Here is a 22,914-nt window from a genome sequence, read left to right as displayed (position 1 = left end):
CCGGCGGTGGGGTGCGGGTGTCTCCGGGCGGTGGGATGCGGGGGTGCGGGGTGCTTCGCCTGATCGCCGGTGGGGTCGGGGCCGCGTCGGGAGGTGTCCGTCCTCGGAACGGTGCGATGGGGTCTCACACCGACTGACCGGGCGTTGACGCGCCGACCGCTGCGGGCGGACACCCCCCGAAACGTCCCCTTGCGTCGTCCGGCGGCTGCGGCTGCGGCTGCGGCTGGCGGCTGCGGCTGCGGGTGCACGCCGGCGCGCCGGGTCCGGCCCGGGAACACACCGCCCGTCCCTGGCAAGAGGGCATGTCTCACAGGGGCGGATGGTTCCTTCGGCTTCTCGCGGAACCTATCGTCAAGGTCATGTTCGCTGTCTACGCCGCCCGAATCGACCGCGACCAGCCGCTGTCCGGCCTGGAGTTGGGAGAGCGCCCGGCTCCCGAGGCCCGTCCCGGCTGGAGTGCCGTCACGGTCAAGGCCGCCTCCCTCAACCACCACGACCTCTGGTCCCTGCGTGGCGTCGGCCTCGCAGAGGACAAGCTGCCGATGATCCTCGGCTGTGACGCCGCAGGCGTCGACGAGGACGGCAACGAAGTCGTCCTGCACTCCGTGATCGGACAGAGCGGGCACGGGGTCGGCCCGAAGGAACCCCGGTCCATCCTCACCGAGCGTTACCAGGGCACCTTCGCCGAACAGGTCGCCGTGCCGACCTGGAACATCCTGCCCAAGCCCAAGGAGCTCTCCTTCGAGGAGGCCGCCTGTCTGCCCACGGCGTGGCTGACCGCGTACCGGATGCTGTTCACCAACGCGGGTGTCCGCCCCGGCGACTCCGTGCTGGTGCAGGGCGCCGGCGGTGGTGTCGCCACGGCCGCCATCGTGCTGGGCAAGGCCGCCGGTCTCCGGGTCTTCGCCACCAGCCGGGACGAGGCCAAGCGGAAGCGGGCCGTGGAGCTCGGGGCCGTGGAGGCGCTGGAGTCCGGGGCGCGGCTGCCGCAGCGGGTCGACGCCGTGATCGAGACCGTCGGGGCCGCCACCTGGTCGCATTCCGTGAAGTCGCTGAAGCCCGGCGGCACGCTGGTGATCTCCGGTGCCACCAGCGGCGACCGGCCCTCGCACGCCGAGCTGACCCGGATCTTCTTCCTCGAACTCAAGGTCGTCGGGTCCACCATGGGCACCAAGGACGAACTGGAGGACCTCCTCGCCTTCTGTGCCGCCACCGGTGTGCGACCCGTCATCGACGAGGTCATGCCCATGGACCGTGCCCGTGAGGGCTTCGAGCGGCTGGCCTCGGGTGAGCAGTTCGGCAAGGTCGTGCTGACGAATCCCTGAGTCCTCCTGAAGGTGCGCCGACGGCCGGTCCGGTACGGACCGGCCGTTTTCGTTTGTCAACTACGGTTGACGCGAGCGATGTGTCAACGTAGGTTGACGTCATGACCGAAGCAACGGATCTGGCCGAGCGCGCGGGTGACCGTGATCCTCGGGTCGGCCTGCGGGCCGTCGCCGCGCTGCGCCGGCTGCTGGAGCAGTTGGAGGCCGTGCAGGTGCGCAATGCGCGCAACCACGGCTGGTCCTGGCAGGAGATCGCCACCGAACTCGGTGTGAGCAGGCAGGCCGTGCACAAGAAGTACGGGAGGCATTGATGTTCGAGCGGTTCACGAAGGACGCCCGGGACGTGGTGAAGAACGCGTACGAGCATGTGGAGGGGAGCGGTGGGGGCGGGCAGTGTGTGGAGCCGGAGCATCTGCTGCTGGCACTGCTCGACCGGGAGGGCAGCCGCGGCTCCTTCGCGCTCACGGCTCTCGGGCTCGGTGAGCGGCGGGAGTCCGTGCGCGAGGCGCTGCGTGAGGCGCGGCGGCGGGCCGGGCTGACACAGGCCGAGACCGACGCGCTGGCCGGGCTGGGGATCGATGTGGAGGAGATCGTCGCCCGGGTGGAGGACGTGCACGGGGTCGGCGCCCTGGCCGGCGACCGCAAGGACAAGCGGTGGTGGTCGGGGCGGGTCTCTTTCGGCCGGGGTGCCAAGGACGTGCTGGAGCGCTCGTTGCGGGTCGCTCTCGCCCAGCGGGACCGGCACATCGGGGACGAGCACATCCTGCTGGCCCTGACCCTGCGTCCCGATGTGCCGGCCGAGGTCCTCGCCGACCACGGGGTGACGTACGAGTCCCTGGTGCGGGTGCTGTACGGCGGTGGTGGCGAGGCCAAGGCCGGCTGAGGGCTGCGCCCCGGGCGCCTAGTTCTTCTGCGTCCGCAGGAGGGCTCCGATGTGGGCCGCCGCCGTCGACAGGTGGCGGCGGGCGTCGCGGAGCTGGTCGGGGGAGACGCCGTGGTCGCGGGCCGCGTCCCGGATGTCGTCCCGGAAGCGGTCGAGGAGGCGGTCCAGGTCGCGGGCAGGGTCACCGGTGGAGTCCGCGGCGTTCTCGTGGGCCCAGGCCGGTTCGTAGGCGGCCGGGAAGTCCTCCGGGGGCTGGGTCGGCTCCGCGGGCTTGCCGGTGCCGGTCCAGTCGAAACCGAAGTCCTTGCCGAAGTCCTTGCCGTAGTCCTTTCCGAACTCGCCCACCTCCTTGACCAGCTCGCTCAGGCCCTCTCGCAGGCCCGTCGGCCAGTCGCCGCGGGCGAAGTGGTCCTGCACCTGCTCCTGGACACGGCGGGTGATGCGCTGCACCTGCTCCTGGGCCTGGGCGCGGGCCTGATCCTGGGCCTCCTTCGCCTGGCGGCGGGCACGCTGGGCGTCCTCCCGGGCGCGGCGGCTCTCGTCCTTGGCGCGCCGGGCCTGTTCCTTCCACTCCTGCCGGGCGCGGCGCATCTCCTCCTTGGCGATGCGCCAGGCCTCCCCGTCGCCGTACTGCGAGAAGTCACCGTCAGGGGCACCCGCCGGGCCGTCGGTCCTGGTGCCGGTGTCCCGGCGGGCCTCGGTCGCCGCCGCGCGCATCTCGCGGCGCAGGTCGCCGGCTGCTCCGCGCACATCGGCCCGGATCTCCGCGGCCAGCTCCGCCACGGACTCCCGGATCTCCAGCTCCAGGTCGGCCAGCTCACCGCTGCGGTCGGCCAGTTCGGCTCGGCCCGCGTCCGTGATCGAGTAGACCTTGCGGCCGCCCTCGGTGGTGTGGGTGACCAGGCCCTCGGCCTCCAGCTTGGCCAGCCGCGGGTAGACCGTGCCGGCCGACGGTGCGTACAGCCCCTGGAAGCGCTCCTCGAGGAGGCGGATCACCTCGTAGCCGTGGCGGGGGGCCTCGTCCAGCAGCTTCAGCAGGTAGAGGCGGAGACGGCCGTGGGCGAAGACGGGGGGCATGTCAGAGCACCTTCTTGTCGGTCGTGCCGTCGGCCGGGGCGGTGGTGGGGGCATCGCCGGGGCCGGAGACGGAATTGTCTCCCGAGCCGCCCCAGGGGTCGCCCGCCGGGGTGGCCGCCGAGTCGCTGCCGCCGGGCCGCGTGTCCCACGGCTCCTCGTCCTCGTCCTCCCGGCCCGGGCGCCGCAGCAGGGCGATCGAACCGGAGACGGTGGTGGCCCGGAGTTTGCCGGTGCCCGCGCCGAGGCGGCCCGTGATCTTGTGGGCACCCCACTGGCCGTGCACCCGCAGTCCGTCGAAGGCGTTGGAGACGGAACCGCTCGCCGTGTTCGCCTCGACGTCCGCGTCCGCCGGGTACGGCAGCCGGATGGCGATCTCGCCCGAGACGCTGGTCAGCCGGACGTCCGTCGGGCCGTTCGGATCGAGGTCGACGATCATCGAGCCGCTGACCGACTCCGCCCGCACGGAGGGCCCGGAGCCCTCGACCACCGTGAGGTCGCCGGAGACCGAGTGGAACCGCAGGTCACCGGTCACGTCCTGGGCCTCCAGGTTGCCGGAGACCGTTTCGGCGCGGACCGGGCCGGAGAGTCCGACGAGTGTCGTGTCGCCGGTGACGCCCTTCACCACCGAGGGGCCCTGGATCCCGGAGATCACGGCACCCGCGCCCACCACCCCGACCTCGACCCGGGTGCCGGCCGGGACGGCCAGGGAGACCACCGCGCTGCGTCGCCAGCCCTTGCGGTCCAGCCACTTGAGGAAGCCCTTCCACGGCAGGTCCTCGTAGGCCACCGTGAGGGTGCCGTTCTGCTGGGTCACCACCAGGGGCGGCCCCTCGATCTCGGAAATCTCCAGGCGGGCGGGACCTTCGTCGGCGCCCACCACGTTCACCGTTCCGTTGACGAGGCGTACGTGCAGATCGCTCACGGGCTCGTCGAAGGTGAGCTTCCTCGGTTCCGTGACGGACCACTCGGACATGGTGCAGACCTCCCGGATCGACGCGCCATATCGCGTCCTCTCGTATTCACGATATATCGCGGTCCGGGAAAGTCAAGGCACCCGTTCTGGCGACGGCAAGGTATGCAAAAGTGCTCAAGGGGTGGCAAATCGCCCTAGCGTGTGAGCATGTCGACGGAAGCTGACCGCACCGGTCCCGCCCCCGGGGCGCTGCTGTTGTGCCGGGCGTCGCCCGGTTCCGTCGCCCCCGTCGCGCATCTGCTGCGCGAACCGATGCAGCTCACCCGCGCGGGCGACGAGTGGAGTGTTCTCGTCCCCGAGGGCCGTCCGTGGCGGGACGGCGCCGATCCCGTCGACCGGGTGGTCGCCGGCTGGGCCACGGCCCTCGCCGTCGGCGCGCCCTGGCCCGTGCTCGCCCTGTGGTGGGACACCGAGCACGCGGGATTCACGTTCGCGTCCGGCTTCCGCCGACCGGTCGGCTTCGTATGGCTCGCGAGCGGCGTCCCGGCGGGGGAGGACGAGGCGATGCGCACCTTCGCGGCGCGCCTGGGCCTCGACCCCGTCCTGGACGTCCAGGACCTCGGGCAGCTGACCGCACCCGACTCCGCGGCCGACGCCGGCGCCCGCCTGCGCGGCCTGCTCGCGCTGCTCGCGCGCGTGGGGGTCTCCCTGCCCGCCGGACTCGACCCCGGCGAGCCCGCCGACCGGCTCCGGGAGGCCGCCGCCCGCCGGCCGGACACCGTGCCCGTCGAGTGGCCGGGCTGGCGCGAGGCGGTCGCGGAACGCGACACCGTCGACCACAGCCGCCTCGGCCCCTGGATGCCCTGGACGGGCGGGCCGAGGGCCCGCGCCCTGGCCTTCGCCCAGGTGGCGGCGGGTCTCCCGCTCATCGCCCGGGGCCTGAGGCGGCGCAGCGGCGGCTGGGTCACGGCGGGAGCGCTGCTCCTCGCGCACGGCGCACTGGGCCTGGCGTACGCCCTCACGCACCCACCCGACTGACGCCGTACCGCCTCGACGGCGGCGTGTGTCCTACTCGTCGTCCTCGTCGTCCAGCCGCGCCAGCCACGTCGCCAGCCGCTCCACCGGAACCTCGAAGTCGGGATTGAGATCGACGAACGTCCGCAGTTGCTCGGCGAGCCACTCGAAGGTGACTTCCTCCTCGCCGCGCCGCTTCTCCAGTTCCTCGATGCCACGGTCCGTGAAGTACATGCCCCCAAGGATAGGTGCGCGCAAACGGCCGGGCCGCACCCCCGAAGCGGGGATGCGGCCCGGTCACGCGGGACGTGCGAGGGCGATTACGCCTCGAACACCTCGCGCACCAGCTGCTCCTGCTCGGCCTGGTGCCGCTTCGCGGAACCCACCGCCGGGGACGAGCCGTGCGGGCGCGAGATGCGCCGCAGCCGCTCGCCGTGCGGGACGTCCGCGCCGACCGCCAGGTCCAGGTGGTCGATCAGGTTGAGCGCGATGAACGGCCAGGCACCCTGGTTCGCCGGCTCCTCCTGGGCCCACAGGTACTTCTCGGCGTTCGGGTACTTCTTGATCTCCGCCTGGAGCTCGGCACCCGCCAGCGGGTACAGGCGCTCGATACGGATGATCGCCGTGTCCGTCACACCGCGCTTCTGACGCTCGGCCTCCAGGTCGTAGTAGACCTTGCCGGCGCAGAAGACGACCTTCTTCACCGCGGCCGGGTCGACCGACGCGTCACCGATGACCGGCTGGAACTGGCCCGTCGTGAACTCCTCCGCCTTGGCCGCCGCCGCCTTCAGGCGCAGCATCGACTTCGGCGTGAAGACCACCAGCGGCTTGTGGTGCGGGTTGTGCACCTGCCACCGCAGGAGGTGGAAGTAGTTCGACGGAGACGTCGGCATGGCGACCGTCATGTTGTTCTGGGCGCACATCTGGAGGAAGCGCTCCGGGCGGGCCGAGGAGTGGTCCGGGCCCTGGCCCTCGTAGCCGTGCGGCAGGAGCAGGACGACGCCGGACGTCTGGGCCCACTTCTGCTCGGCCGACGAGATGAACTCGTCCACGACCGTCTGCGCGCCGTTGACGAAGTCGCCGAACTGCGCCTCCCACATCACGAGCGCCTCGGGGCGGGCCAGCGAGTAGCCGTACTCGAAGCCCATCGCGGCGTACTCGGAGAGGAGGGAGTTGTAGACGTTGAGCCGCGCCTGGTCCTCGGAGAGGTACTGAAGCGGCGTGTACTCCTCGCCGGTGCTGCGGTCGATGATGACCGCGTGGCGCTGGCCGAACGTGCCGCGCTGCGAGTCCTGGCCCGCCAGGCGGACCGGGACGCCCTCCAGCAGGAGGGAGCCGATCGCGAGGGTCTCGCCCATGCCCCAGTCGATGGTGCCGTCCTCGACCATCGCCGCCCGGCGCTGCAGCTGCGGCAGCAGACGCGGGTGGACGGTGATGTGGTCGGGGATGTTGACCTGGGACTCGGCGATCCGCTTGACGACCTCCGTGGTCACCGCGGTGTTCACGGCGACCGGGAACTCGGCCTGCGGGTCCGAGGACTCGACCGTCCCCGGCTGGGAGGTGGCCTCACGGACCTCCGTGAAGACCTTCTCCAGCTGGCCCTGGTAGTCCTGGAGCGCCTGCTCGGCCTCTTCCAGGGTGATGTCGCCGCGACCGATGAGGGACTCGGTGTAGAGCTTGCGCACCGAGCGCTTCTTGTCGATCAGGTCGTACATCAGCGGCTGGGTGAAGGCCGGGTTGTCCGACTCGTTGTGACCGCGGCGGCGGTAGCAGATGAGGTCGATCACCACGTCCTTGTTGAACGCCTGGCGGAACTCGAAGGCGAGCCGCGCGACGCGGACCACGGCCTCCGGGTCGTCGCCGTTCACGTGGAAGATCGGGGCCTCGATCATGCGGGCCACGTCCGTCGCGTACATGGAGGAACGCGAGGACTCGGGGGCCGCGGTGAAGCCGACCTGGTTGTTGATGACGATGTGGACCGTGCCGCCGGTGCGGTAGCCGCGCAGCTGCGACATGTTCAGGGTCTCGGCCACCACGCCCTGGCCCGCGAAGGCCGCGTCGCCGTGGATCGCCACCGGCAGGACCGTGAAGTCCGTACCGCCCTTGTTGATGATGTCCTGCTTGGCGCGCGAGACGCCCTCCAGGACCGGGTCCACCGCCTCCAGGTGCGACGGGTTCGCGACCAGGGAGACGTTGATCTGCTCGCCGTCGAGACCGGTGAAGGTGCCCTCGGCGCCCAGGTGGTACTTCACGTCGCCGGAGCCGTGCATCGACTTCGGGTCGAGGTTGCCCTCGAACTCGCGGAAGATCTGGGCGTACGACTTGCCGACGATGTTGGCGAGGACGTTCAGCCGGCCGCGGTGGGCCATGCCGATGACGACCTCGTCCAGGCGGGACTCGGCGGCCGAGTCCAGCACGGCGTCCAGCAGCGGGATGACGGACTCGCCGCCCTCGAGGGAGAAGCGCTTCTGGCCGACGTACTTCGTCTGCAGGAAGGTCTCGAAGGCCTCGGCCGCGTTCAGGCGGCGCAGGATGCGCAGCTGCTCCTCGCGCTCCGGCTTGGAGTGCGGGCGCTCCACGCGGTCCTGGATCCACTTGCGCTGCTTCGGGTCCTGGATGTGCATGAACTCGATGCCGGTGGTGCGGCAGTACGAGTCGCGCAGGACGCCGAGGATGTCGCGCAGCTTCATCATCGACTTGCCGGAGAAGCCGCCGACGGCGAACTCGCGCTCCAGGTCCCACAGGGTGAGCCCGTGCTCGGTGATGTCCAGGTCGGGGTGCTTGCGCTGCTGGTACTCCAGCGGGTCGGTGTCGGCCATGACGTGGCCGCGGACCCGGTAGGAGTGGATCAGCTCGAAGACGCGGGCGGCCTTGGTGACGTCGTCGTCGTGGGACGCGTCGATGTCCTTGAGCCAGCGGACCGGCTCGTAGGGGATGCGCAGCGCCTCGAAGACGTCGTCGTAGAAGCCGTTCTCACCGAGGAGGAGGTTCGCGACGATCCGCAGGAACTCGCCGGAGGCGGCGCCCTGGATCACCCGGTGGTCGTAGGTCGACGTGAGCGTCATGACCTTCGAGATGCCGAGCTTGTTCAGCGTGTCCTGGGACGTGCCCTGGAACTCCGCCGGGTAGTCCATGGAGCCGACGCCCATGATCACCGACTGGCCGGGCATCAGACGCGGCACGGAGTGGACGGTGCCGAGGCCGCCGGGGTTGGTCAGGGAGACCGTCACACCGGTGAAGTCGTCCATGCCGAGCTTGCCGTCGCGGGCGCGGCGGACGATGTCCTCGTAGGCCTGCCAGAACTCGAAGAAGTTCAGCGTCTCGGCCTTCTTGATGCCCGCGACCACGAGCTGACGGTCGCCGTTGGGCTTGACCAGGTCGATGGCGAGGCCGAAGTTGACGTGCTCCGGCTTGACCAGGGTCGGCTTGCCGTCCTTCTCCGCGAAGGAGTAGTTCATCGACGGCATGGCCTTGATGGCCTGCACCATCGCGTAGCCGATCAGGTGCGTGAAGGAGATCTTCCCGCCCCGGGCGCGCTTCAGGTGGTTGTTGATGACGATGCGGTTGTCGAAGAGCAGCTTCACCGGGACCGCGCGCACGGACGTGGCCGTGGGCACCTCCAGGGAGGCGTTCATGTTCTTCGCGACCGCGGCGGCGGGACCGCGCAGCACGACCTGCTCGGGGCCCGAGGGGGCCTCGGCGGCGGGCTCGGCCTTCTTCGCGGCGGCGGGCTTGGCGGCTGGCTTCGCGGCCGGGGCGGCCTGCGCCGGAGCGGGAGCCTTGGCCGGGGCCGGGGCCGGGGCCTGCGCGGCGGGCTTCGCCTGGGCCGGAGCCGGGGCGGGAGCCGGCGCGGCGGCGGGCTTCTCGGCAGCCGGGGCGGGGGCCTGGGCGGGAGCGGCCGGCTGAGCGGTGGTGGTCCCCGCGGCCCCCGCGGCCGCGGTACCCGCCGGAGCCGAGGCGGCGGCCGCCCCTGGCTTGTAGTCGGCGAAGAAGTCCCACCAGGCTCGGTCTACCGAATTCGGGTCCTGGAGGTACTGCTGATAGATCTCGTCGACGAGCCACTCATTGGCACCGAACGACGCGGCAGGGTTCTTCCCCGCTTGGTCGGTGTCGGTCGAGATGCTCGAGTTACTGGGGGACTGTGGCGACACGGCGGCAACCGCCCTCTTCCGCTTCACAAGATGATGGACAGCGGGAATCAAGGCTACGCCCCCCGGACGGGGAAGGTCAGGCCGGGCCCGTTCAACGTCGTGCAAGTCACATCTGGAACTGTGTTTCGGGCCTTGAAATGGCGGGAAACAAGCGTGGTTCCGCTTCAGGAGGGAAGGGCGTGGCCGGGCCCCGGGCGCCGATGGCGCGGGCCTGTGCCTGATCACACGTGTCCGTCAGCGCGGACGCCCGTGGATCTTGTGGCTCCGCTTCGAACTTTACGTCAACTTGGCAGAGATGACAGTCCCGGAAGAGTGACAAGAATCCGGCAACCGCGCTCGGATTCGGCCACTCCGATCCTGCCCCCGTGCAGGTCCACCGCCCAGCGGGCGATCGCCAGGCCGAGACCCGTGCCGCCGTCGCTGCCCGGCCCCTGCGGCCGCTTGGCGCTGCCGCGGTTGAACCGCTCGAAGACGCGGTGCCACTCGGACTTCGGAATGCCGGGTCCCTCGTCCAGGACCTCCAGCTCCAGCGACTCCGGCAGGGCGCCGCGCCGCGCCTTGACCGTCACCCGGCCGTGCGGCGGGCTGTGCTTGACCGCGTTGTCGATGAGATTGGCGACGACCTGGTGGATGCGCTCCGGGTCCGCGTGCGCGGTCAACTCCGGCGGGTGGACGTCGAGGTGCAGATGGACGTCGGTACGGGTGTGACTGCCCGAGCCGGTGGCGATGCCCGCGCGCACCGAGGCCACCATGTTGGCCTCCTTCAGCACGCCGGACAGATACGGCCAGACCTCGAACCGCCGCTGTTTCAGCGGTACGACGCCGTTGTCCAGGCGGGACAGGTCCAGCAGCGTCTCCACCAGCCGCCCGAGCCGCTCGGTCTGTTTCAGCGCCGTGCGCATCGTCTCCGGGTCGGCCTGCGTGACGCCGTCGACGATGTTCTCCAGCACCGCGCGCAGGCCCGCGATGGGTGTGCGCAGCTCGTGCGAGACGTTCGCCACGAGTTCCTTGCGCTGGCTGTCCTGGGCCTCCAGCTCGTCGGCCATGGCGTTGATCGTCACGGCCAGGTCGCCCAGCTCGTCACGGCGGTTCTCCCGCGTCCTGCGGGTGTAGTCGCCCTGCGAGATGGAGCGGGCCACCGCCGTCATCTCGTCCAGTGGTGCGGTGAGCGAATGGGCCACGAACTGCGTAATGAGAAGTGTGGCGATCATCGAGAAGACCGTGATGAAGCGCAGCTCCGTCTTCGTGTGCACCGCGATCACCGACAGACCCGTGGTGATCAGCACCGAGATGACGACCAGCGCGCCCAGCTTGGTCTTGATCGAGAACGGGCTCACCCCGCCCCAGGGATCCGGCTCCCCGGGGTTTCTCCGTCCGGCCGGCCCGCCGCTCATGGCGTCGGCGTCTCCAGGGCGTAACCCACGCCGTGCACCGTGCGGATCCGCTCGGCGCCGATCTTCCGGCGCAGCGCCTTGATGTGGCTGTCGACCGTGCGGGTGCCGGAGGCGTCCGCCCAGTCCCAGACCTCGGCGAGCAGCTGCTCACGGGAGAGCACCGCACGCGGGGTGTTCGCCAGGCACACCAGCAGGTCGAACTCGGTGGGCGTGAGGTGGACGTCCTCGCTGCGCACCCGGACCCGGCGCTGGGCGTGGTCGATCTCCAGCTCGCCCAGGCGCAGGATGCCGGAGCGGGGGGTGGCCGCCGCGATGGCGGCCCGCTCCACCCGGCGCAGCAGGACGTGCACGCGCGCCGCCAGCTCCCGCATCGAGAACGGCTTGGTCATGTAGTCGTCAGCGCCGACGCCGAGCCCGACCAGCATGTCGGTCTCGTCGTCGCGCGCGGTGAGCATCATCACCGGCACCGGGCGGGCGGCCTGCACGCGCCGGCAGACCTCCAGGCCGTCGAAGCCGGGCAGCATGATGTCGAGGATCAGCAGGTCGGGCTGCCACGCCTCGGCCGTGTCGACCGCGGCCGGACCGTCACCCGCCGTTTGCACGAGGAACCCCTCGGCCCGCAGGCGGGTCGCGATGGCGTCCACGATCGTCGCGTCGTCCTCGACCACCAGGACCCGGCGCTGTGCGCCCGGAGTAGCCGTCGCCGAACCGTTGTGGGAGGTCTGTGTCTGCTCCATCGCCCGCCCCTGGGGTGTGCTTTCCCGGAATCAGTGGGGTGATTCCTTCTGACTGGCTATGCCTGCGCATGGTTGCGATTGACGCTTGAATGATCGGCGTCAGGGGAGCAGCGTACGGGGAGTCAGCACACCTTTGCTATCCAGGGCTGATGGCGAGGTGCACGACGTCCGGAACGCCCCGGGCAACCGGGATCTCTTCGGTACGCACCTGTTGGAACCCGGCATTCCGCAAGGTTTCTTCGAATTCCGGAGACGGCTGGGCGGACCAGACGGCGAGAACCCCGCCCGGTCTCAACACCCTTGCGCAGCTTGCCAGTCCGGCCTCCCGGTAGAGATGTCCGTTGCCCTCCGTGACGGTCCAGTCCGGTCCGTTGTCGATGTCGAGGCACAGGGCGTCGTACGTGTCGGATGTCTCATTGACGTGGGCGACGAGATCGGCCTCGACGATGGTCGTGCGGGGGTCCGCCAGGGCCTGGGCCGAGATCGCGGAGAGCGGGCCGTCGAGGTGCCACTCGACGATCGCGTGCTCGCGTTCCACCACCGTGATCCCGCCCCAGCGCGGGTCCGCCGCGGCGTGCGCGAGGGAGAAGCCGACGCCGAGTCCTCCGATCAGGACGTCGGGGCGGTCCCGGCCGGCCAGGGCGTCGAGGGCCGCGTCGACCAGCCGCCGCTCCGAGCGGCCGTCGGAGGTGTCCATCAGGAAACAGCCGTTGGAGATGATCTCCAGCCGGTCACCGTGCCGCCGCAGCACCACCTCACCGTGCGGGCCCTCGCGACGGTCCAGTACATCGGGAAAGTCGTAGGGGGTAGGCATGGGGACATCCTGGCAGGGGAGGAGGGTGTGGTGCCTCGCGTATTCGGCCGTGGCCCCTGGGGGGACGCGGGGCGAGGCTTTCGGGTTGCTGTGAATCGGCTCTCGCGTGGCGCGGATCACAGACAGCGGGGAGTTCGGAGCGAAGGCTGGGACACGAGGGAAAGGAGCGCCCGTCGTGGAACGCACCGCGCCGCCCCACGAGACGGCCACACCGACGCCGACGGGTGCGCCCGTCCAGGGCGCGTCGGGACTGCTGGACGGGGTGCCGCGGCAGCGGGGCCCACGCGAGACGGTGGGCGCGGTGCGGGAGCCCACTCCGGCTTCAGCGACCCGGCGGCGGTCGCCGCGCCCCTGGCGGTTGCTGCCCACCCCCACCGGTACGCCGTTCACCTTCGGATACGCGGTCGTCCTCTGCCTCACCTCGCTGATCGCCGCGTACGCGAACCCGGCCCTGGTGCACGCCCTGCTCCAGGGCTCCAGCACGGATGTGACGCACCTGGTGCGCACGCCTGAGCTGGTGCTGATCGGCAGTGCGCTGTGGGTCGCGGGCGGGGTGACCTCGCCGTTCGCCATCGCCTTCGTGCTGGTGCTGACCGCGCTGGAACGGCGGATCGGGGCCGTGCGCACGGCCGGTGTCTTCCTGCTCGGACACGTGCTGGCCACCCTCGCGACCGAGGTTCCGGTGGGCGTCGCGGTCCTGGCCGGGCATCTGCCCGACAGCTCCCTGCACCGCCTCGACTACGGCGTCAGCTTCGGCGTCGCCGCCGGTATCGGCGCCCTGGCCGGCCTTCTGCCGCTGTGGCTGCGCCTGCCGCTGCTGGCAGGCTTCGGCTGGATGCTGCTCCAGGACCTGCTGGCCTTCACCGACCCGATGACGAACTGGGGGCATCCGATCGCCCTGGGCATCGGGATCGCGACCTGGCCGGTGGTCCGGCGGTGGTACGCGGCGCGCCTCGGCCCGGCCGGGGGCTGACCGCGAGGCCCCTCAGGCCCGGTCGGAGGGCGGCGGCCCGTGCTTGGCGCTGGTCAGCGGGGCCACCACCTCCCAGCCCAACGCCTCGTAGAGCCCTCGGCCCGCGGGGGTGCCGGCCAGGACGCCGGTCCGCGCCCCCTGCCGGACGGCGGCGTTCTGCAAGGTCCGCACGACGAGGCTGCCCAGACCCTTGCGGCGGTGCTCGGGGGCCGTCTCGATCCGGTCGACGACGGCGGTCTCGCCCGTCGGGGTGACCTGTCCGCGGGCCGCCAGGGACCCGTCCGGCGCGGCCACCATCAGACGGGTCACCCCACCGCGCGACCACGCGCGCAGCCGGAAGCCCTCGGGGACGGCCGGAGCATCGTCCGCCTTCAGGGGGACCGTCATCAGGCAGCCGGGCTCGGGGTCGATCCACCAGCTGTCGTCCAGCCAGCCGGAGACGACCGAGGGGTCCCGGAAGGCCTTCAGCCACACACCCTGGCCGGTCACCCCGCCGGCCACCTTGCGGACGGTCGTCTCGTCGAGGCTCTCGCCCGTCGCGCCGAACACGTGCCGCGTGACGTGGCCGTACATCCCCATGTCGATGGTCCAGCCCCACGGCTCGGCCAGGGGTGGAGCGGCCCCGCGCGAGACGACCCATCCGTTCACCCAGGCCTGCACGGTTCCGTCCATGTCATCCCCCTGTAATGAGCGCGAAACGTGATCATCCCTTACCTGAGGGACCTTACGCGCCCTCCGGCTCCCGGCGTCACGGGTGATCGCTGACAGCGAACAGCGGGCTGGGAACATCTGGCGTCGCCCCAGCATTGAGTCGGCATAGCTCAACTTGACTGCCGAAGGGGAGATCATGGCTTCGACGTCCACACCGCTCACCCTGCCCGTGCTGCCGCTCGACGGAGAGGTCGTGCTGCCCGGGATGGTGGTCCCGCTGGACCTGAGCGATTCCGAGGTCCGTGCCGCGGTGGAGGCCGCCCAGGCCGCTGCCCGGTCAACGCCCGGAAAGCCCCGGGTACTCCTGGTGCCACGCATCGACGGGACGTACGCGAACACCGGTGTGCTCGGCACCGTCGAGCAGGTCGGCCGACTGGCCGACGGCGACCCCGGTGCGCTGATCCGGGGCCGGGGCCGGGTGCGCATCGGTGCGGGGACGACCGGTCCCGGCGCCGCCCTCTGGGTGGAGGGCACCAGCGTCGACGAGACCGTGCCGGAGCCGCTGCCCGGGCAGGTCGCCGAACTGGTCAAGGAGTACAAGGCGCTCGCCACCGCCTGGCTGCGCAAGCGCGGCGCCTGGCAGGTCGTCGACCGGGTCCAGGCCATCGACGACGTCTCGGCCCTCGCCGACAACTCCGGCTACTCGCCGTTCCTGAGCACCGACCAGAAGGTAGAGCTGCTGGAGACCGCCGACCCGGTGGCCCGGCTGAAGCTCGCCACCCAGCAGCTGCGCGACCACCTCGCCGAGCAGGACGTGGCCGAGTCCATCGCCAAGGACGTCCAGGAAGGTGTCGACAAGCAGCAGCGCGAGTTCCTGCTGCGGCGTCAGCTGGAAGCCGTCCGCAAGGAGCTGCGCGAGCTGAACGGCGAGCAGGAGGGCGAGGAGTCCGACGACTACCGCACCCGTGTGGAGGCCGCCGACCTGCCCGAGAAGGTCCGCGAGGCCGCGCTCAAGGAGGTCGACAAGCTGGAGCGGTCCTCCGACCAGTCGCCGGAGGGCTCGTGGATCCGCACCTGGCTCGACACGGTCCTGGAGATGCCGTGGAACGAGCGCACCGAGGACGCCTACGACATCCGGGGCGCCAAGGCGGTCCTGGACGCCGAGCACTCCGGGCTCGAGGACGTGAAGGAACGCATCACCGAGTACCTGGCGGTGCGCAAGCGCCGTGACGACCGGGGCCTGGGCGTGGTCGGCGGGCGGCGCGGCGGTGCCGTGCTCGCGCTCGTCGGGCCGCCCGGCGTCGGCAAGACCAGCCTGGGCGAGTCCGTCGCCCACGCGATGGGCCGGAAGTTCGTGCGCGTCGCGCTCGGCGGCGTCCGCGACGAGGCCGAGATCCGCGGTCACCGGCGTACGTACGTCGGAGCCCTGCCGGGCCGGGTCGTCCGGGCCATCAAGGAGGCCGGGTCGATGAACCCGGTCGTGCTGCTCGACGAGATCGACAAGGTGGGCTCCGACTTCCGGGGCGACCCGGCCGCCGCCCTCCTGGAAGTGCTCGACCCCGCGCAGAACCACACCTTCCGGGACCACTACCTGGAGGTCGAGCTGGACCTGTCGGACGTCGTCTTCCTCGCCACGGCCAACGTCCTGGAGGCGATCCCGGAGGCCCTGGCCGACCGGATGGAGATCGTCCGCCTGGACGGCTACACCGAGGACGAGAAGGTCGTCATCGCCCGCGACCATCTGCTGCCGCGCCAGCTGGAGCGGGCCGGGCTCGACAAGGACGAGGTGACCATCGACGAGGGCGCGCTGCGCAAGCTCGCCGGCGAGTACACGCGCGAGGCGGGCGTGCGCACCCTGGAGCGGTCCGTCGCACGGCTGCTGCGCAAGATCGCGGCCCAGCACGAACTGGGCGAGCGGAAGCTGCCGTTCACCGTCCGGGACGAGGACCTGCGCGACCTGATCGGCCGGCCGCACCACGTGCCGGAGTCCGCCCAGGACCCGGCCGAGCGGCGGACGTCGGTGCCGGGCGTGGCCACCGGGCTCGCGGTGACCGGGGCGGGTGGTGACGTGCTGTACGTCGAGGCGTCGCTGGCCGACCCGGAGACGGGCGCGGCCGGGCTGACCCTGACCGGTCAGCTGGGAGACGTGATGAAGGAGTCCGCGCAGATCGCGCTGAGCTTCCTGCGCTCTCGCGGCGCCGAGCTCGAACTGCCGGTGGCCGACCTGAAGGACCGGGGCGTGCACATCCACTTCCCGGCCGGCGCGGTCCCGAAGGACGGCCCGAGCGCGGGCATCACGATGACCACCGCCCTCGCCTCCCTGCTGTCCGGCCGGCTGGTCCGCACGGACGTGGCGATGACCGGTGAGGTCTCGCTGACCGGGCGGGTCCTGCCGATCGGCGGTGTGAAGCAGAAGCTGCTCGCGGCGCACCGTGCCGGTGTCACCACGGTGATCATCCCCAAGCGCAACGAGCCCGACCTGGACGACGTCCCGGCGGAGGTGCTGGACAAGCTCGACGTCCACGCCGTCACCGACGTCCGCCAGGTCCTGGAACTGGCGCTCGCGCCCGCGACGAGCGAGGCGGCGCCGGAGGTTCCGGTCGCGGCGTGACGGACGTGGCCGGATGAAGGAAGGCCCGGGTTCCCGAGAGGGAGGCCCGGGCCTTCACGATGCGGTGGCCCTGTGGACACGAACGCCCTGACCTGCGGAATACTTGCCGAACTGCGGTGATCACGGCAGATGGCGGAAAATCCCAGTACCGGCATTCTCACGGCCGGGCGACGACCGAGGCAGGGGCTGACGTGCACGAGCGCGGCAACGACGACGGACACCGCGACGCCGGTGTGGCCGGAAGCGGTGTGGATCAGCCCGCCTTCCTGGCGCTGGAGCGCGAGCTGACCGTTCTGCTGCGGCGCGCCCGGGCCAGCCAGGGCGAGATGGCCCGCGAGGTCCACCCCGACCTGGAGTCGTCCGCGTACGGCCTGCTGGTCCGGCTGGACGAGTGCGGAAAGCAGCGGGCCACCGAGCTCGCCGCCTACATCGGGGTCGGCAAGGCGACGATGTCCCGCCAGCTGCGCGCCCTGGAGGACCTCGGGCTGGTCACGCGCGAGCCCGACCCCGCCGACGGACGCGCCTGGCTCGTCGCCCTCACCCAGGAGGGCCACGACCGCGTCCGCCGGGTCCGGGAGGCCCGCCGCGCCCGCTACGCCGGCCGCCTGGCCGACTGGGACACCCGCGAGGTCACGGAGCTGGCCCGGCTGCTGCACCAGCTCAACCGCGGCATGGAGAAGTAGACCGGGGGAGCCCGGGGTCTAGAACTCGACGAACACCACCGTCGCGTCGTCGTGCCTCTTGCCCCTGCCCGGGAACGTCGCGGCGGCGTCCGACCGCTCCAGCGACCGGACGCGGTCCACCAGTGCCTGCGGGCCCTCCTTGCGGACGACGTGGAAGCAGTCGCCCCAGTCGCCCTCCTCGAACCGCTCCACCCAGCGGGTGGCACCGTCCGTCAGCGCGGCCAGGGCGCGCACCTCGCTGCGGGGCAGGGTGCCGGTCACCGCTCGGCGGGCCACCGAAGGATCCGCGGCCGCCGTGAAGAAGCCGCCCTCCCTGTTGCGGAGCGTGGAGTCCACCAGCGCGTCCGTCGCCAGCGCCGAGCGGGGGAGCAGGGCCAGCCGGTCGTCGAGGACGGGCGTCACCACGCCGTCCGGGGACTCCAGGAGAAGGGCCGAGTCCGACAGGACCAGATACTCCACCGTGTCCGGATTCCAGCGGGCCGCCACCACCGTGGCCTGAGGCGTCCGGGGGTGAGAAAGGTCACAGGTTGCGGCGTGTGCCTCGGAGGTACGCGCGATGGCACGGGACAAGGTGTCGACCAGGGGAACATCCGGGAGTGAAACGGTCAGTTCGGTCAGTGCTCCACCGAGGCGCGCGGTGAACCAGGGGACGGAATGCAGACAGCCCGTCCCGGCCTTCGGCGGCGTGACCCCGTCCAGGACGACGACCGAACCGCCCTGCCCCGAGGCCGGTAGTCCGACACTGGCGAAGTCCTCGTTGGGGCGGTCGGCGTCTCCCGGCTCCGAGGCGAGTTCAGTTCGCATCCGGCCAGTCTGCACGAGCCCTTCACGAGGTCCGCAAAAGCCCGGCAAGGGTTGCGAGACCGGCGCAGCCACGCAGGTCAGACGCCAGGTTTGGGCTGGAATGATTTGTTCCGGGAAGGCGTGGTGGCGAATACTGCCACCGGCCGTCCCCGTCGTCCAACCGGCGTGCCGCGCAGAGCCGCTGCGAAAGCCTGCGGAACTTGCCCCTCAACTCCCGTCCGAGGTTCACTCCTTCGGGTGGCGGGTCAGGTGATGCGCGTGCGCTGCCCACCGGCGCTGGGAGGGTCGGGAAGTGTACCGGGAGTACGCACCAGTTGACGGAGCGTCATCCGGGCCCAAGGGTTCACGAGTCAGGAATGCGAGCACCGGTGCAGAAGACGCGGCCTCGTCGCACAGGCAAGCAGACGGCCCCTGTTCAGGGCGCTGAGCCGACGCCCCCCACCGGCAAGGGCCGTCCCACCCACGTGCGCAACCGGCTGATCGTCGCCGTCGCCGTGGTCGCCGCGGCCATCGCCGGTGCCGGCACCCCGTCCGTCCTCGCCGCCTCCGGGCAACTCCACGACTCCCAGGAACTGGTGACGCTCGCGGAGCAGACCCAGGACGCGCTCACCCTCGCGCACTCCCTCGCCGACGAGCGGGACGACGTCACCTCGTACATCGCGGCCGGGCGCCCCAAGACCAAGGCGCCCTCCGAGCAGCGCAGCGCCCGGGTGGACCGGCAGGTCGAGGAACTGCGGTCCGACACCGACACGCCCGCCTCGCTCCGCTCGGACCTCGACGCCATAGCGGCCGTGCGCAGGGCGGCGCTCACCGGCAAGAGCAGCGCCCTCGAAGCGCACCAGGCGTACTCCATCACCATCACCGAACTCCACCGGCTCGCCGAGCAGCTGGCGCAGCAGACGCCGCCGCGCGCGGGTGCCGGCGGTTACGCCCTGGCCGAGCTCGATTCCGCCGTCCAGCAGGCCGCCGCGGCCCGCGGGCTGCTGCTCGCCGCGCTCAGCGTGCCGAGCAGCACCCAGACGGTCATCGACCCCGTCACCGGCCTGCCGGCCGAGACCACCACCTCCTCGGACGCCGACACCCGCCGGCGCGACGTCCTGAGCGCCGCCGCCCAGCAGGCCCGGCTGCGCTCCGACGCGGCCCTGGCCGACTTCCGCGGCACCGCCCCCAAGCCGGCCCGCGCCTCCTTCGACTCCACGGTCACCGGCACCGAGGTCAACTCCGCCGACAAGTACCTCGCCGCCCTGACCGACCAGCCGACGCTCTCCCGCAGCGACCTCACCACCAGCACCAAGAAGCTCGACGCGGCCCTGTCCGCCCGCGTCGACCTGATGCGCGGAGTGGAGTCGGCCCTCTACGACCGGCGCACCAAGGACCTCGAGGCGCTGCGCGACGACGACGTCACCGCGCTGGAGATCCGCATCGCCGTCCTCGGCGCGCTCATGCTGCTCGCCGTCGGTGTCGCCACGGGCATGGCCCGCAGCCTCACCCGCCCGCTCGCGGTCCTGCGCCTGGGGTCCAAGCGCCTCGCCGAGGCCGACGACCCGGCGGCCGAGGAACCGGTGAAGTTCACCGGCCGCAACGACGAGTTCGCCCAGGTCGTCCGCTCCGTCAACGCCCTGCACGCGCACGCGGCCGCCCTCACCGAGCGCATCACCACGCTGGAGTCCGACCGCAAGCACCTCGTCGGCCAGCGCCAGAAGATGGCCGACGCACGTGAGGAGCTGCGCGGCGAACTCGCCGAGTCCGCCGCACAGCTGGAGCGGCTGCGCACGGCCATCGGCGGTACGTTCGTCAACCTCGCGCTGCGCACCCTCGGCCTGGTCGAGCGGCAACTCGCCGTGATCGAGAACCTGGAGGAGCGCGAGCAGGACCCGGACCGGCTCGCCACGCTGTTCAAGCTCGACCACTTCGCGACGGTCATGCGCCGGCACAGCGAGAACCTCCTGGTCCTCGCCGGCACCGAGCACGTCCAGCACGCCGCCGGGCCGGTGCCGCTGGTGGACGTCGTGCGTGCCGCGGTGAGCGAGATCGAGCGGTACGAGCGGGTCAGGATCGCCGCGCTGCCGCCGCACGCGCACATCGCCGGGTTCGCCGCCGACGACCTCTCCCACCTGCTGGCCGAACTCATGGAGAACGCCACCTCGTTCTCCCCGCCCGACCTGCCCGTCGAGATCTCCGGCTGGCTGCTGGAGAACGGCGAGGTCATGCTCTCCGTCCAGGACGAGGGCATCGGCATGGCCGAGGAACGGCTGGAGCGCCTCAACTCCCGCCTCACCGACTTCGACCCCGAGGCGCCGTACGACCAGGAGGGCGAGGACGGTCTGGGCCTCGGCCTGTACGTCGTGGCCCGGCTCGCCCACCGCCACGGCGTGCGCGTCCAGCTGCGCGAGCAGAAGCAGGGCGGTGTCGCGGCGGTCGTCGTCCTGCCCCGCACGCTCCTCGCCGCCGCCGCCCCGCCCGTGGCCGTCCCGGCCTCCGGCGCCCCGGCCGGCGCGACCCACTCCTTCTCCTTCCCGGGGGCCGACGCCGAGGCCAACTCCAACGTCCTGCCCGGCCGCACGGCCGGTGACGACCCGTTGGTGGCCCTGGCGGAGAAGGCGGTGCAGCGGGACGAGACCGCGGGGAGCACCGGTGCCGCCCAGCACCCGGAACCGGCAGGGGAGCCGGAGACGGCAGGGGAGCCGGAACCGGCAGAGGCGACGGAGACGGCCGAGGACGCCGTACCGGCGGCCCAGGCCGAGCCGGAGGCACCCGCGGAACCGGAGGCACCCGCGGAACCGGCGGCACCCGCCGAGCCCGCCGCAGAGGCCGAGCCGGCCGGGACCGCGGCACCCGTGGAGTCCCCCGCGGAAACCACGATGGAACTGCTCATCCCGGCGCAACAGGGGGCGCCGGACCCGGCCGAGGGCGAGACGGCGGCAGCCGAGGACGGGACCGGCCCTCGCAGCCCGCTCGCGCCCGAGGACGCACTCCGCACGGGGGATGCGGACGGGGACGAGAGCCCGGAGCACGAGCGCGCGGCCGACGAGGAGGAGGACCGCGTCACCGACAAGGGCCTCCCCAAGCGCACTCCGAAGATCACCGCACCGACCACCGCCCCGCGCCAGCGCAGCGGCTCCGTCGACGCCGATGCCCTGCGCCGCCGTCTCGGCGGCTTCCGCCAGGGGGCGCAGGCCGGCTACCGCGACGTGGAGGCGGAGATCGCCGAGAGGACGGCCTCGCACCAGCGGCCGGCCACCGGCACCGCAGGACCAGCTGAATCCGAAGAAGCCACGGGGGGCACAGTCGAGGAGGCAAGCAGTTGACCGCTCCCAGTACCTTCGGACTGATCGGACTGAGCAGTGAGGCCCGCAACCTGCACTGGCTGCTGACCAACCTGGTCGAGGAGGTGCCCGGCATCCTCTCGGTCGCTGTCGTCTCGTCCGACGGACTGCTCCTGCTCTCCTCCGACGACACCCGCAACAAGGAGGCGAGGGAGGCCCTGCAAGCAGCCGGGACCCGGCGCACCGGGCCGCGCGGCTCCGCCGCCGACCTGGCCACCATCGTCTCCGGCATCGGCAGCCTCACCATCGGCGCCGCGAAGCTGATGGACTTCGGCGGGGTCAGGCACACGATGATCGCGATGGACGAGGGCAGCCTGTTCGTGATGTCGATCAGCGACGGCTCGCTGCTCGGCGTCCACGGCTCCGCGGACTGCGACATGAGCGTCGTGGCGTACCACATGGCCCTGTTCGTCGGCCGGGCCGGCCATGTGCTGACGCCCGAACTCCGCAGCGAACTCCGCAAATCCCTGGAGGAGTCCCAGACGACGGGGAGTGCCCGATGAGCAGTGCGCCCAAGCACCACCTCCCGGTCCGCGGCGGTGACCGCAAACCCGCCCGGGTCCGCCCCTACTCGCTCACCGGCGGCCGCACCCGGTTCGGCCACGTCCTCCTCGTGGAGACCTTCGTGGCGAGCACGGCCGCGCTGGACGCCCCGGAGGAGCGCAAGGAACTGACGAACGGCAACCTCTCCACCCGCCTCATGCCGGAGCTGCTGGCCATCGTCGAACTGTGCCGCCGGATGCGTACGGTGGCCGAGATCGCCGCGCTGCTGAAGATGCCGCTCGGCGTGGTCCGCGTGCTCCTGAGCGACCTCGCGGACCAGGGAAAGATCCGTGTGTACGGAACGGGCACCGGCCATGGCACGGGCCGCCCGGACCGCGCTCTGCTGGAAAGGGTGCTGAGTGGACTCCGTCGTCTCTGACGCCGCTCACGGCGTATCTGGTTCCTCCCCGTTCGTCCAGCCCGGCGAGAGCATGCACGCCTGGGAGACGGACCGCACCCGTGCCCCGATCGCCACGAAGATCGTGGTGGCGGGTGGCTTCGGCGTGGGCAAGACCACCCTGGTCACCGCCGTCTCGGAGATCACGCCCCTGCAGACCGAGGCGCTGATGACCGAGGCGAGCGAGGCGACCGACGACCTCACCGCCACGCCCGGCAAGACCACCACCACCGTCGCGATGGACTTCGGGCGCATCACGCTCGACGACGACCTGGTGCTCTACCTGTTCGGCACGCCGGGCCAGCAGCGGTTCTGGTTCATGTGGGACGACATCGTCCGCGGCGCGATCGGCGCCGTCGTCCTGGCCGACACCCGCCGTCTGAAGGACTGCTTCCCGGTCCTGGACTACTTCGAGAGCTCCGGGCTGCCGTACGTGGTCGCGGTCAACCACTTCGACGGCAGCGAGCTGTTCCAGCCGGAGGATGTGCGGGAGGCCCTGACCATCCCGCGACACATACCTGTCATGATCATGGACGCGCGTCGCCGGATCTCCGTGATCGAGACCCTCCTGGCCCTCGTGGGCCACGCGCTCGACGAAACCCCCGAGTAGAGGACAGC

Annotated in this window: 20 protein-coding genes; 11 read left to right on the top strand and 9 right to left on the bottom strand. The window is 71.5% G+C overall.

What is annotated here, in order from left to right; translation table 11 throughout:
- Positions 1 to 359: 359 nt before the first annotated feature.
- The 3 genes from ACFY9E_RS35100 to ACFY9E_RS35090 all read left to right on the top strand — a co-directional run bounded on the left by ACFY9E_RS35100 (position 360) and on the right by ACFY9E_RS35090 (position 2,208).
- Positions 360 to 1,325 carry a zinc-binding dehydrogenase gene (locus ACFY9E_RS35100; protein ID WP_390991247.1) on the top strand — a complete coding sequence of 322 codons (966 nt, stop codon included), beginning with the start codon at positions 360 to 362 and terminating at the stop codon, positions 1,323 to 1,325.
- A gap of 101 nt (positions 1,326 to 1,426) precedes the next feature.
- Positions 1,427 to 1,636: an HTH domain-containing protein gene (locus ACFY9E_RS35095; RefSeq protein WP_024884443.1), complete on the top strand. Its 210-nt coding sequence runs from the start codon at positions 1,427 to 1,429 to the stop codon at positions 1,634 to 1,636.
- Positions 1,636 to 2,208, top strand: a complete 573-nt coding sequence (locus ACFY9E_RS35090; RefSeq protein ID WP_390991245.1) for a Clp protease N-terminal domain-containing protein — start codon at positions 1,636 to 1,638, stop codon at positions 2,206 to 2,208. The genes ACFY9E_RS35095 and ACFY9E_RS35090 overlap by 1 nt, the downstream gene beginning before the upstream one ends.
- An 18-nt stretch (positions 2,209 to 2,226) precedes the next feature.
- Here ACFY9E_RS35090 and ACFY9E_RS35085 read toward each other — a convergent pair whose 3' ends face one another.
- A complete protein-coding gene (locus tag ACFY9E_RS35085) occupies positions 2,227 to 3,285 on the bottom strand; it encodes a helix-turn-helix transcriptional regulator (RefSeq protein WP_390991242.1) in 1,059 nt (352 codons plus the stop codon).
- Between the two features lies 1 nt (position 3,286).
- Positions 3,287 to 4,258: a DUF4097 domain-containing protein gene (locus ACFY9E_RS35080; RefSeq protein WP_390991241.1), complete on the bottom strand. Its 972-nt coding sequence runs from the start codon at positions 4,256 to 4,258 to the stop codon at positions 3,287 to 3,289.
- 147 nt (positions 4,259 to 4,405) lie between these two features.
- Here ACFY9E_RS35080 and ACFY9E_RS35075 point away from each other — a divergent pair, with 147 nt between their 5' ends.
- The gene (locus tag ACFY9E_RS35075) at positions 4,406 to 5,236 is read left to right on the top strand and encodes a hypothetical protein (RefSeq protein WP_390991238.1); all 831 of its coding nucleotides are present in this window, start codon (positions 4,406 to 4,408) and stop codon (positions 5,234 to 5,236) included.
- Between the two features lie 30 nt (positions 5,237 to 5,266).
- On the opposite strand, the gene ACFY9E_RS35070 is transcribed toward ACFY9E_RS35075, so the two are convergent.
- The 5 genes from ACFY9E_RS35070 to ACFY9E_RS35050 form a co-directional block, all read right to left on the bottom strand.
- Positions 5,267 to 5,446: a DUF6104 family protein gene (locus ACFY9E_RS35070; RefSeq protein ID WP_003992906.1), complete on the bottom strand. Its 180-nt coding sequence runs from the start codon at positions 5,444 to 5,446 to the stop codon at positions 5,267 to 5,269.
- 86 nt (positions 5,447 to 5,532) lie between these two features.
- A complete protein-coding gene (locus ACFY9E_RS35065; RefSeq protein WP_390991235.1) occupies positions 5,533 to 9,363 on the bottom strand; it encodes a multifunctional oxoglutarate decarboxylase/oxoglutarate dehydrogenase thiamine pyrophosphate-binding subunit/dihydrolipoyllysine-residue succinyltransferase subunit in 3,831 nt (1,276 codons plus the stop codon).
- 281 nt (positions 9,364 to 9,644) lie between these two features.
- Positions 9,645 to 10,757 (bottom strand): ATP-binding protein, encoded by a 1,113-nt coding sequence (locus tag ACFY9E_RS35060; protein WP_381455298.1) that lies wholly within the window; start codon positions 10,755 to 10,757, stop codon positions 9,645 to 9,647.
- On the bottom strand, positions 10,754 to 11,494 hold the full coding sequence (locus ACFY9E_RS35055) for a response regulator transcription factor (protein WP_030851757.1): 741 nt from the start codon (positions 11,492 to 11,494) through the stop codon (positions 10,754 to 10,756). Before ACFY9E_RS35055 ends, ACFY9E_RS35060 begins: the two co-directional genes overlap by 4 nt.
- A 136-nt stretch (positions 11,495 to 11,630) precedes the next feature.
- Entirely contained in the window at positions 11,631 to 12,308 is a 678-nt protein-coding gene (locus tag ACFY9E_RS35050) for a spermidine synthase (protein WP_390991230.1), read from the bottom strand.
- 175 nt (positions 12,309 to 12,483) lie between these two features.
- Between ACFY9E_RS35050 and ACFY9E_RS35045 the strand changes: the two genes are divergently transcribed.
- Complete coding sequence (locus ACFY9E_RS35045; protein ID WP_390991227.1) at positions 12,484 to 13,281, top strand: rhomboid-like protein; 798 nt, start codon at positions 12,484 to 12,486, stop codon at positions 13,279 to 13,281.
- A 12-nt stretch (positions 13,282 to 13,293) separates the two neighbouring features.
- Here ACFY9E_RS35045 and ACFY9E_RS35040 read toward each other — a convergent pair whose 3' ends face one another.
- Entirely contained in the window at positions 13,294 to 13,953 is a 660-nt protein-coding gene (locus ACFY9E_RS35040; RefSeq protein WP_390991224.1) for a GNAT family N-acetyltransferase, read from the bottom strand.
- Between the two features lie 175 nt (positions 13,954 to 14,128).
- Here ACFY9E_RS35040 and lon point away from each other — a divergent pair, with 175 nt between their 5' ends.
- A complete protein-coding gene (gene lon, locus ACFY9E_RS35035) occupies positions 14,129 to 16,543 on the top strand; it encodes an endopeptidase La (protein WP_390991221.1) in 2,415 nt (804 codons plus the stop codon).
- A gap of 191 nt (positions 16,544 to 16,734) precedes the next feature.
- Entirely contained in the window at positions 16,735 to 17,226 is a 492-nt protein-coding gene (locus ACFY9E_RS35030; protein WP_390991219.1) for a MarR family transcriptional regulator, read from the top strand.
- Positions 17,227 to 17,244: 18 nt separating this feature from the next.
- On the opposite strand, the gene ACFY9E_RS35025 is transcribed toward ACFY9E_RS35030, so the two are convergent.
- A complete protein-coding gene (locus ACFY9E_RS35025) occupies positions 17,245 to 18,030 on the bottom strand; it encodes a protein phosphatase 2C domain-containing protein (protein WP_390991216.1) in 786 nt (261 codons plus the stop codon).
- Positions 18,031 to 18,398: 368 nt separating this feature from the next.
- Here ACFY9E_RS35025 and ACFY9E_RS35020 point away from each other — a divergent pair, with 368 nt between their 5' ends.
- The 4 genes from ACFY9E_RS35020 to ACFY9E_RS35005 are packed head-to-tail and all read left to right on the top strand — an operon-like array spanning position 18,399 to position 22,906.
- A complete protein-coding gene (locus ACFY9E_RS35020; RefSeq protein WP_390991214.1) occupies positions 18,399 to 21,338 on the top strand; it encodes a nitrate- and nitrite sensing domain-containing protein in 2,940 nt (979 codons plus the stop codon).
- Positions 21,335 to 21,859, top strand: a complete 525-nt coding sequence (locus tag ACFY9E_RS35015) for a roadblock/LC7 domain-containing protein (protein ID WP_390991211.1) — start codon at positions 21,335 to 21,337, stop codon at positions 21,857 to 21,859. The genes ACFY9E_RS35020 and ACFY9E_RS35015 overlap by 4 nt, the downstream gene beginning before the upstream one ends.
- Positions 21,856 to 22,278 (top strand): DUF742 domain-containing protein, encoded by a 423-nt coding sequence (locus ACFY9E_RS35010; RefSeq protein WP_390991208.1) that lies wholly within the window; start codon positions 21,856 to 21,858, stop codon positions 22,276 to 22,278. Before ACFY9E_RS35015 ends, ACFY9E_RS35010 begins: the two co-directional genes overlap by 4 nt.
- Positions 22,259 to 22,906, top strand: a complete 648-nt coding sequence (locus ACFY9E_RS35005) for an ATP/GTP-binding protein (protein WP_390991205.1) — start codon at positions 22,259 to 22,261, stop codon at positions 22,904 to 22,906. The genes ACFY9E_RS35010 and ACFY9E_RS35005 overlap by 20 nt, the downstream gene beginning before the upstream one ends.
- The last annotated feature ends 8 nt before the right edge of the window (positions 22,907 to 22,914 follow it).

Origin of the sequence: Streptomyces sp. NPDC012466 (assembly GCF_042955215.1) — a bacterium.
Taxonomy (GTDB): domain Bacteria; phylum Actinomycetota; class Actinomycetes; order Streptomycetales; family Streptomycetaceae; genus Streptomyces.
This window is presented reverse-complemented; position numbering and strand designations above follow the sequence as displayed.

Coding starts and splice junctions, on each gene's coding strand:
- ACFY9E_RS35100 (WP_390991247.1), top strand. CDS start 360: ATGTTCGCTGTCTACGCCGCCCGAATCGACCGCGACCAGCCGCTGTCC.
- ACFY9E_RS35095 (WP_024884443.1), top strand. CDS start 1,427: ATGACCGAAGCAACGGATCTGGCCGAGCGCGCGGGTGACCGTGATCCT.
- ACFY9E_RS35090 (WP_390991245.1), top strand. CDS start 1,636: ATGTTCGAGCGGTTCACGAAGGACGCCCGGGACGTGGTGAAGAACGCG.
- ACFY9E_RS35085 (WP_390991242.1), bottom strand. CDS start 3,285: ATGCCCCCCGTCTTCGCCCACGGCCGTCTCCGCCTCTACCTGCTGAAG.
- ACFY9E_RS35080 (WP_390991241.1), bottom strand. CDS start 4,258: ATGTCCGAGTGGTCCGTCACGGAACCGAGGAAGCTCACCTTCGACGAG.
- ACFY9E_RS35075 (WP_390991238.1), top strand. CDS start 4,406: ATGTCGACGGAAGCTGACCGCACCGGTCCCGCCCCCGGGGCGCTGCTG.
- ACFY9E_RS35070 (WP_003992906.1), bottom strand. CDS start 5,446: ATGTACTTCACGGACCGTGGCATCGAGGAACTGGAGAAGCGGCGCGGC.
- ACFY9E_RS35060 (WP_381455298.1), bottom strand. CDS start 10,757: ATGAGCGGCGGGCCGGCCGGACGGAGAAACCCCGGGGAGCCGGATCCC.
- ACFY9E_RS35055 (WP_030851757.1), bottom strand. CDS start 11,494: ATGGAGCAGACACAGACCTCCCACAACGGTTCGGCGACGGCTACTCCG.
- ACFY9E_RS35050 (WP_390991230.1), bottom strand. CDS start 12,308: ATGCCTACCCCCTACGACTTTCCCGATGTACTGGACCGTCGCGAGGGC.
- ACFY9E_RS35040 (WP_390991224.1), bottom strand. CDS start 13,953: ATGGACGGAACCGTGCAGGCCTGGGTGAACGGATGGGTCGTCTCGCGC.
- lon (WP_390991221.1), top strand. CDS start 14,129: ATGGCTTCGACGTCCACACCGCTCACCCTGCCCGTGCTGCCGCTCGAC.
- ACFY9E_RS35025 (WP_390991216.1), bottom strand. CDS start 18,030: ATGCGAACTGAACTCGCCTCGGAGCCGGGAGACGCCGACCGCCCCAAC.
- ACFY9E_RS35010 (WP_390991208.1), top strand. CDS start 21,856: ATGAGCAGTGCGCCCAAGCACCACCTCCCGGTCCGCGGCGGTGACCGC.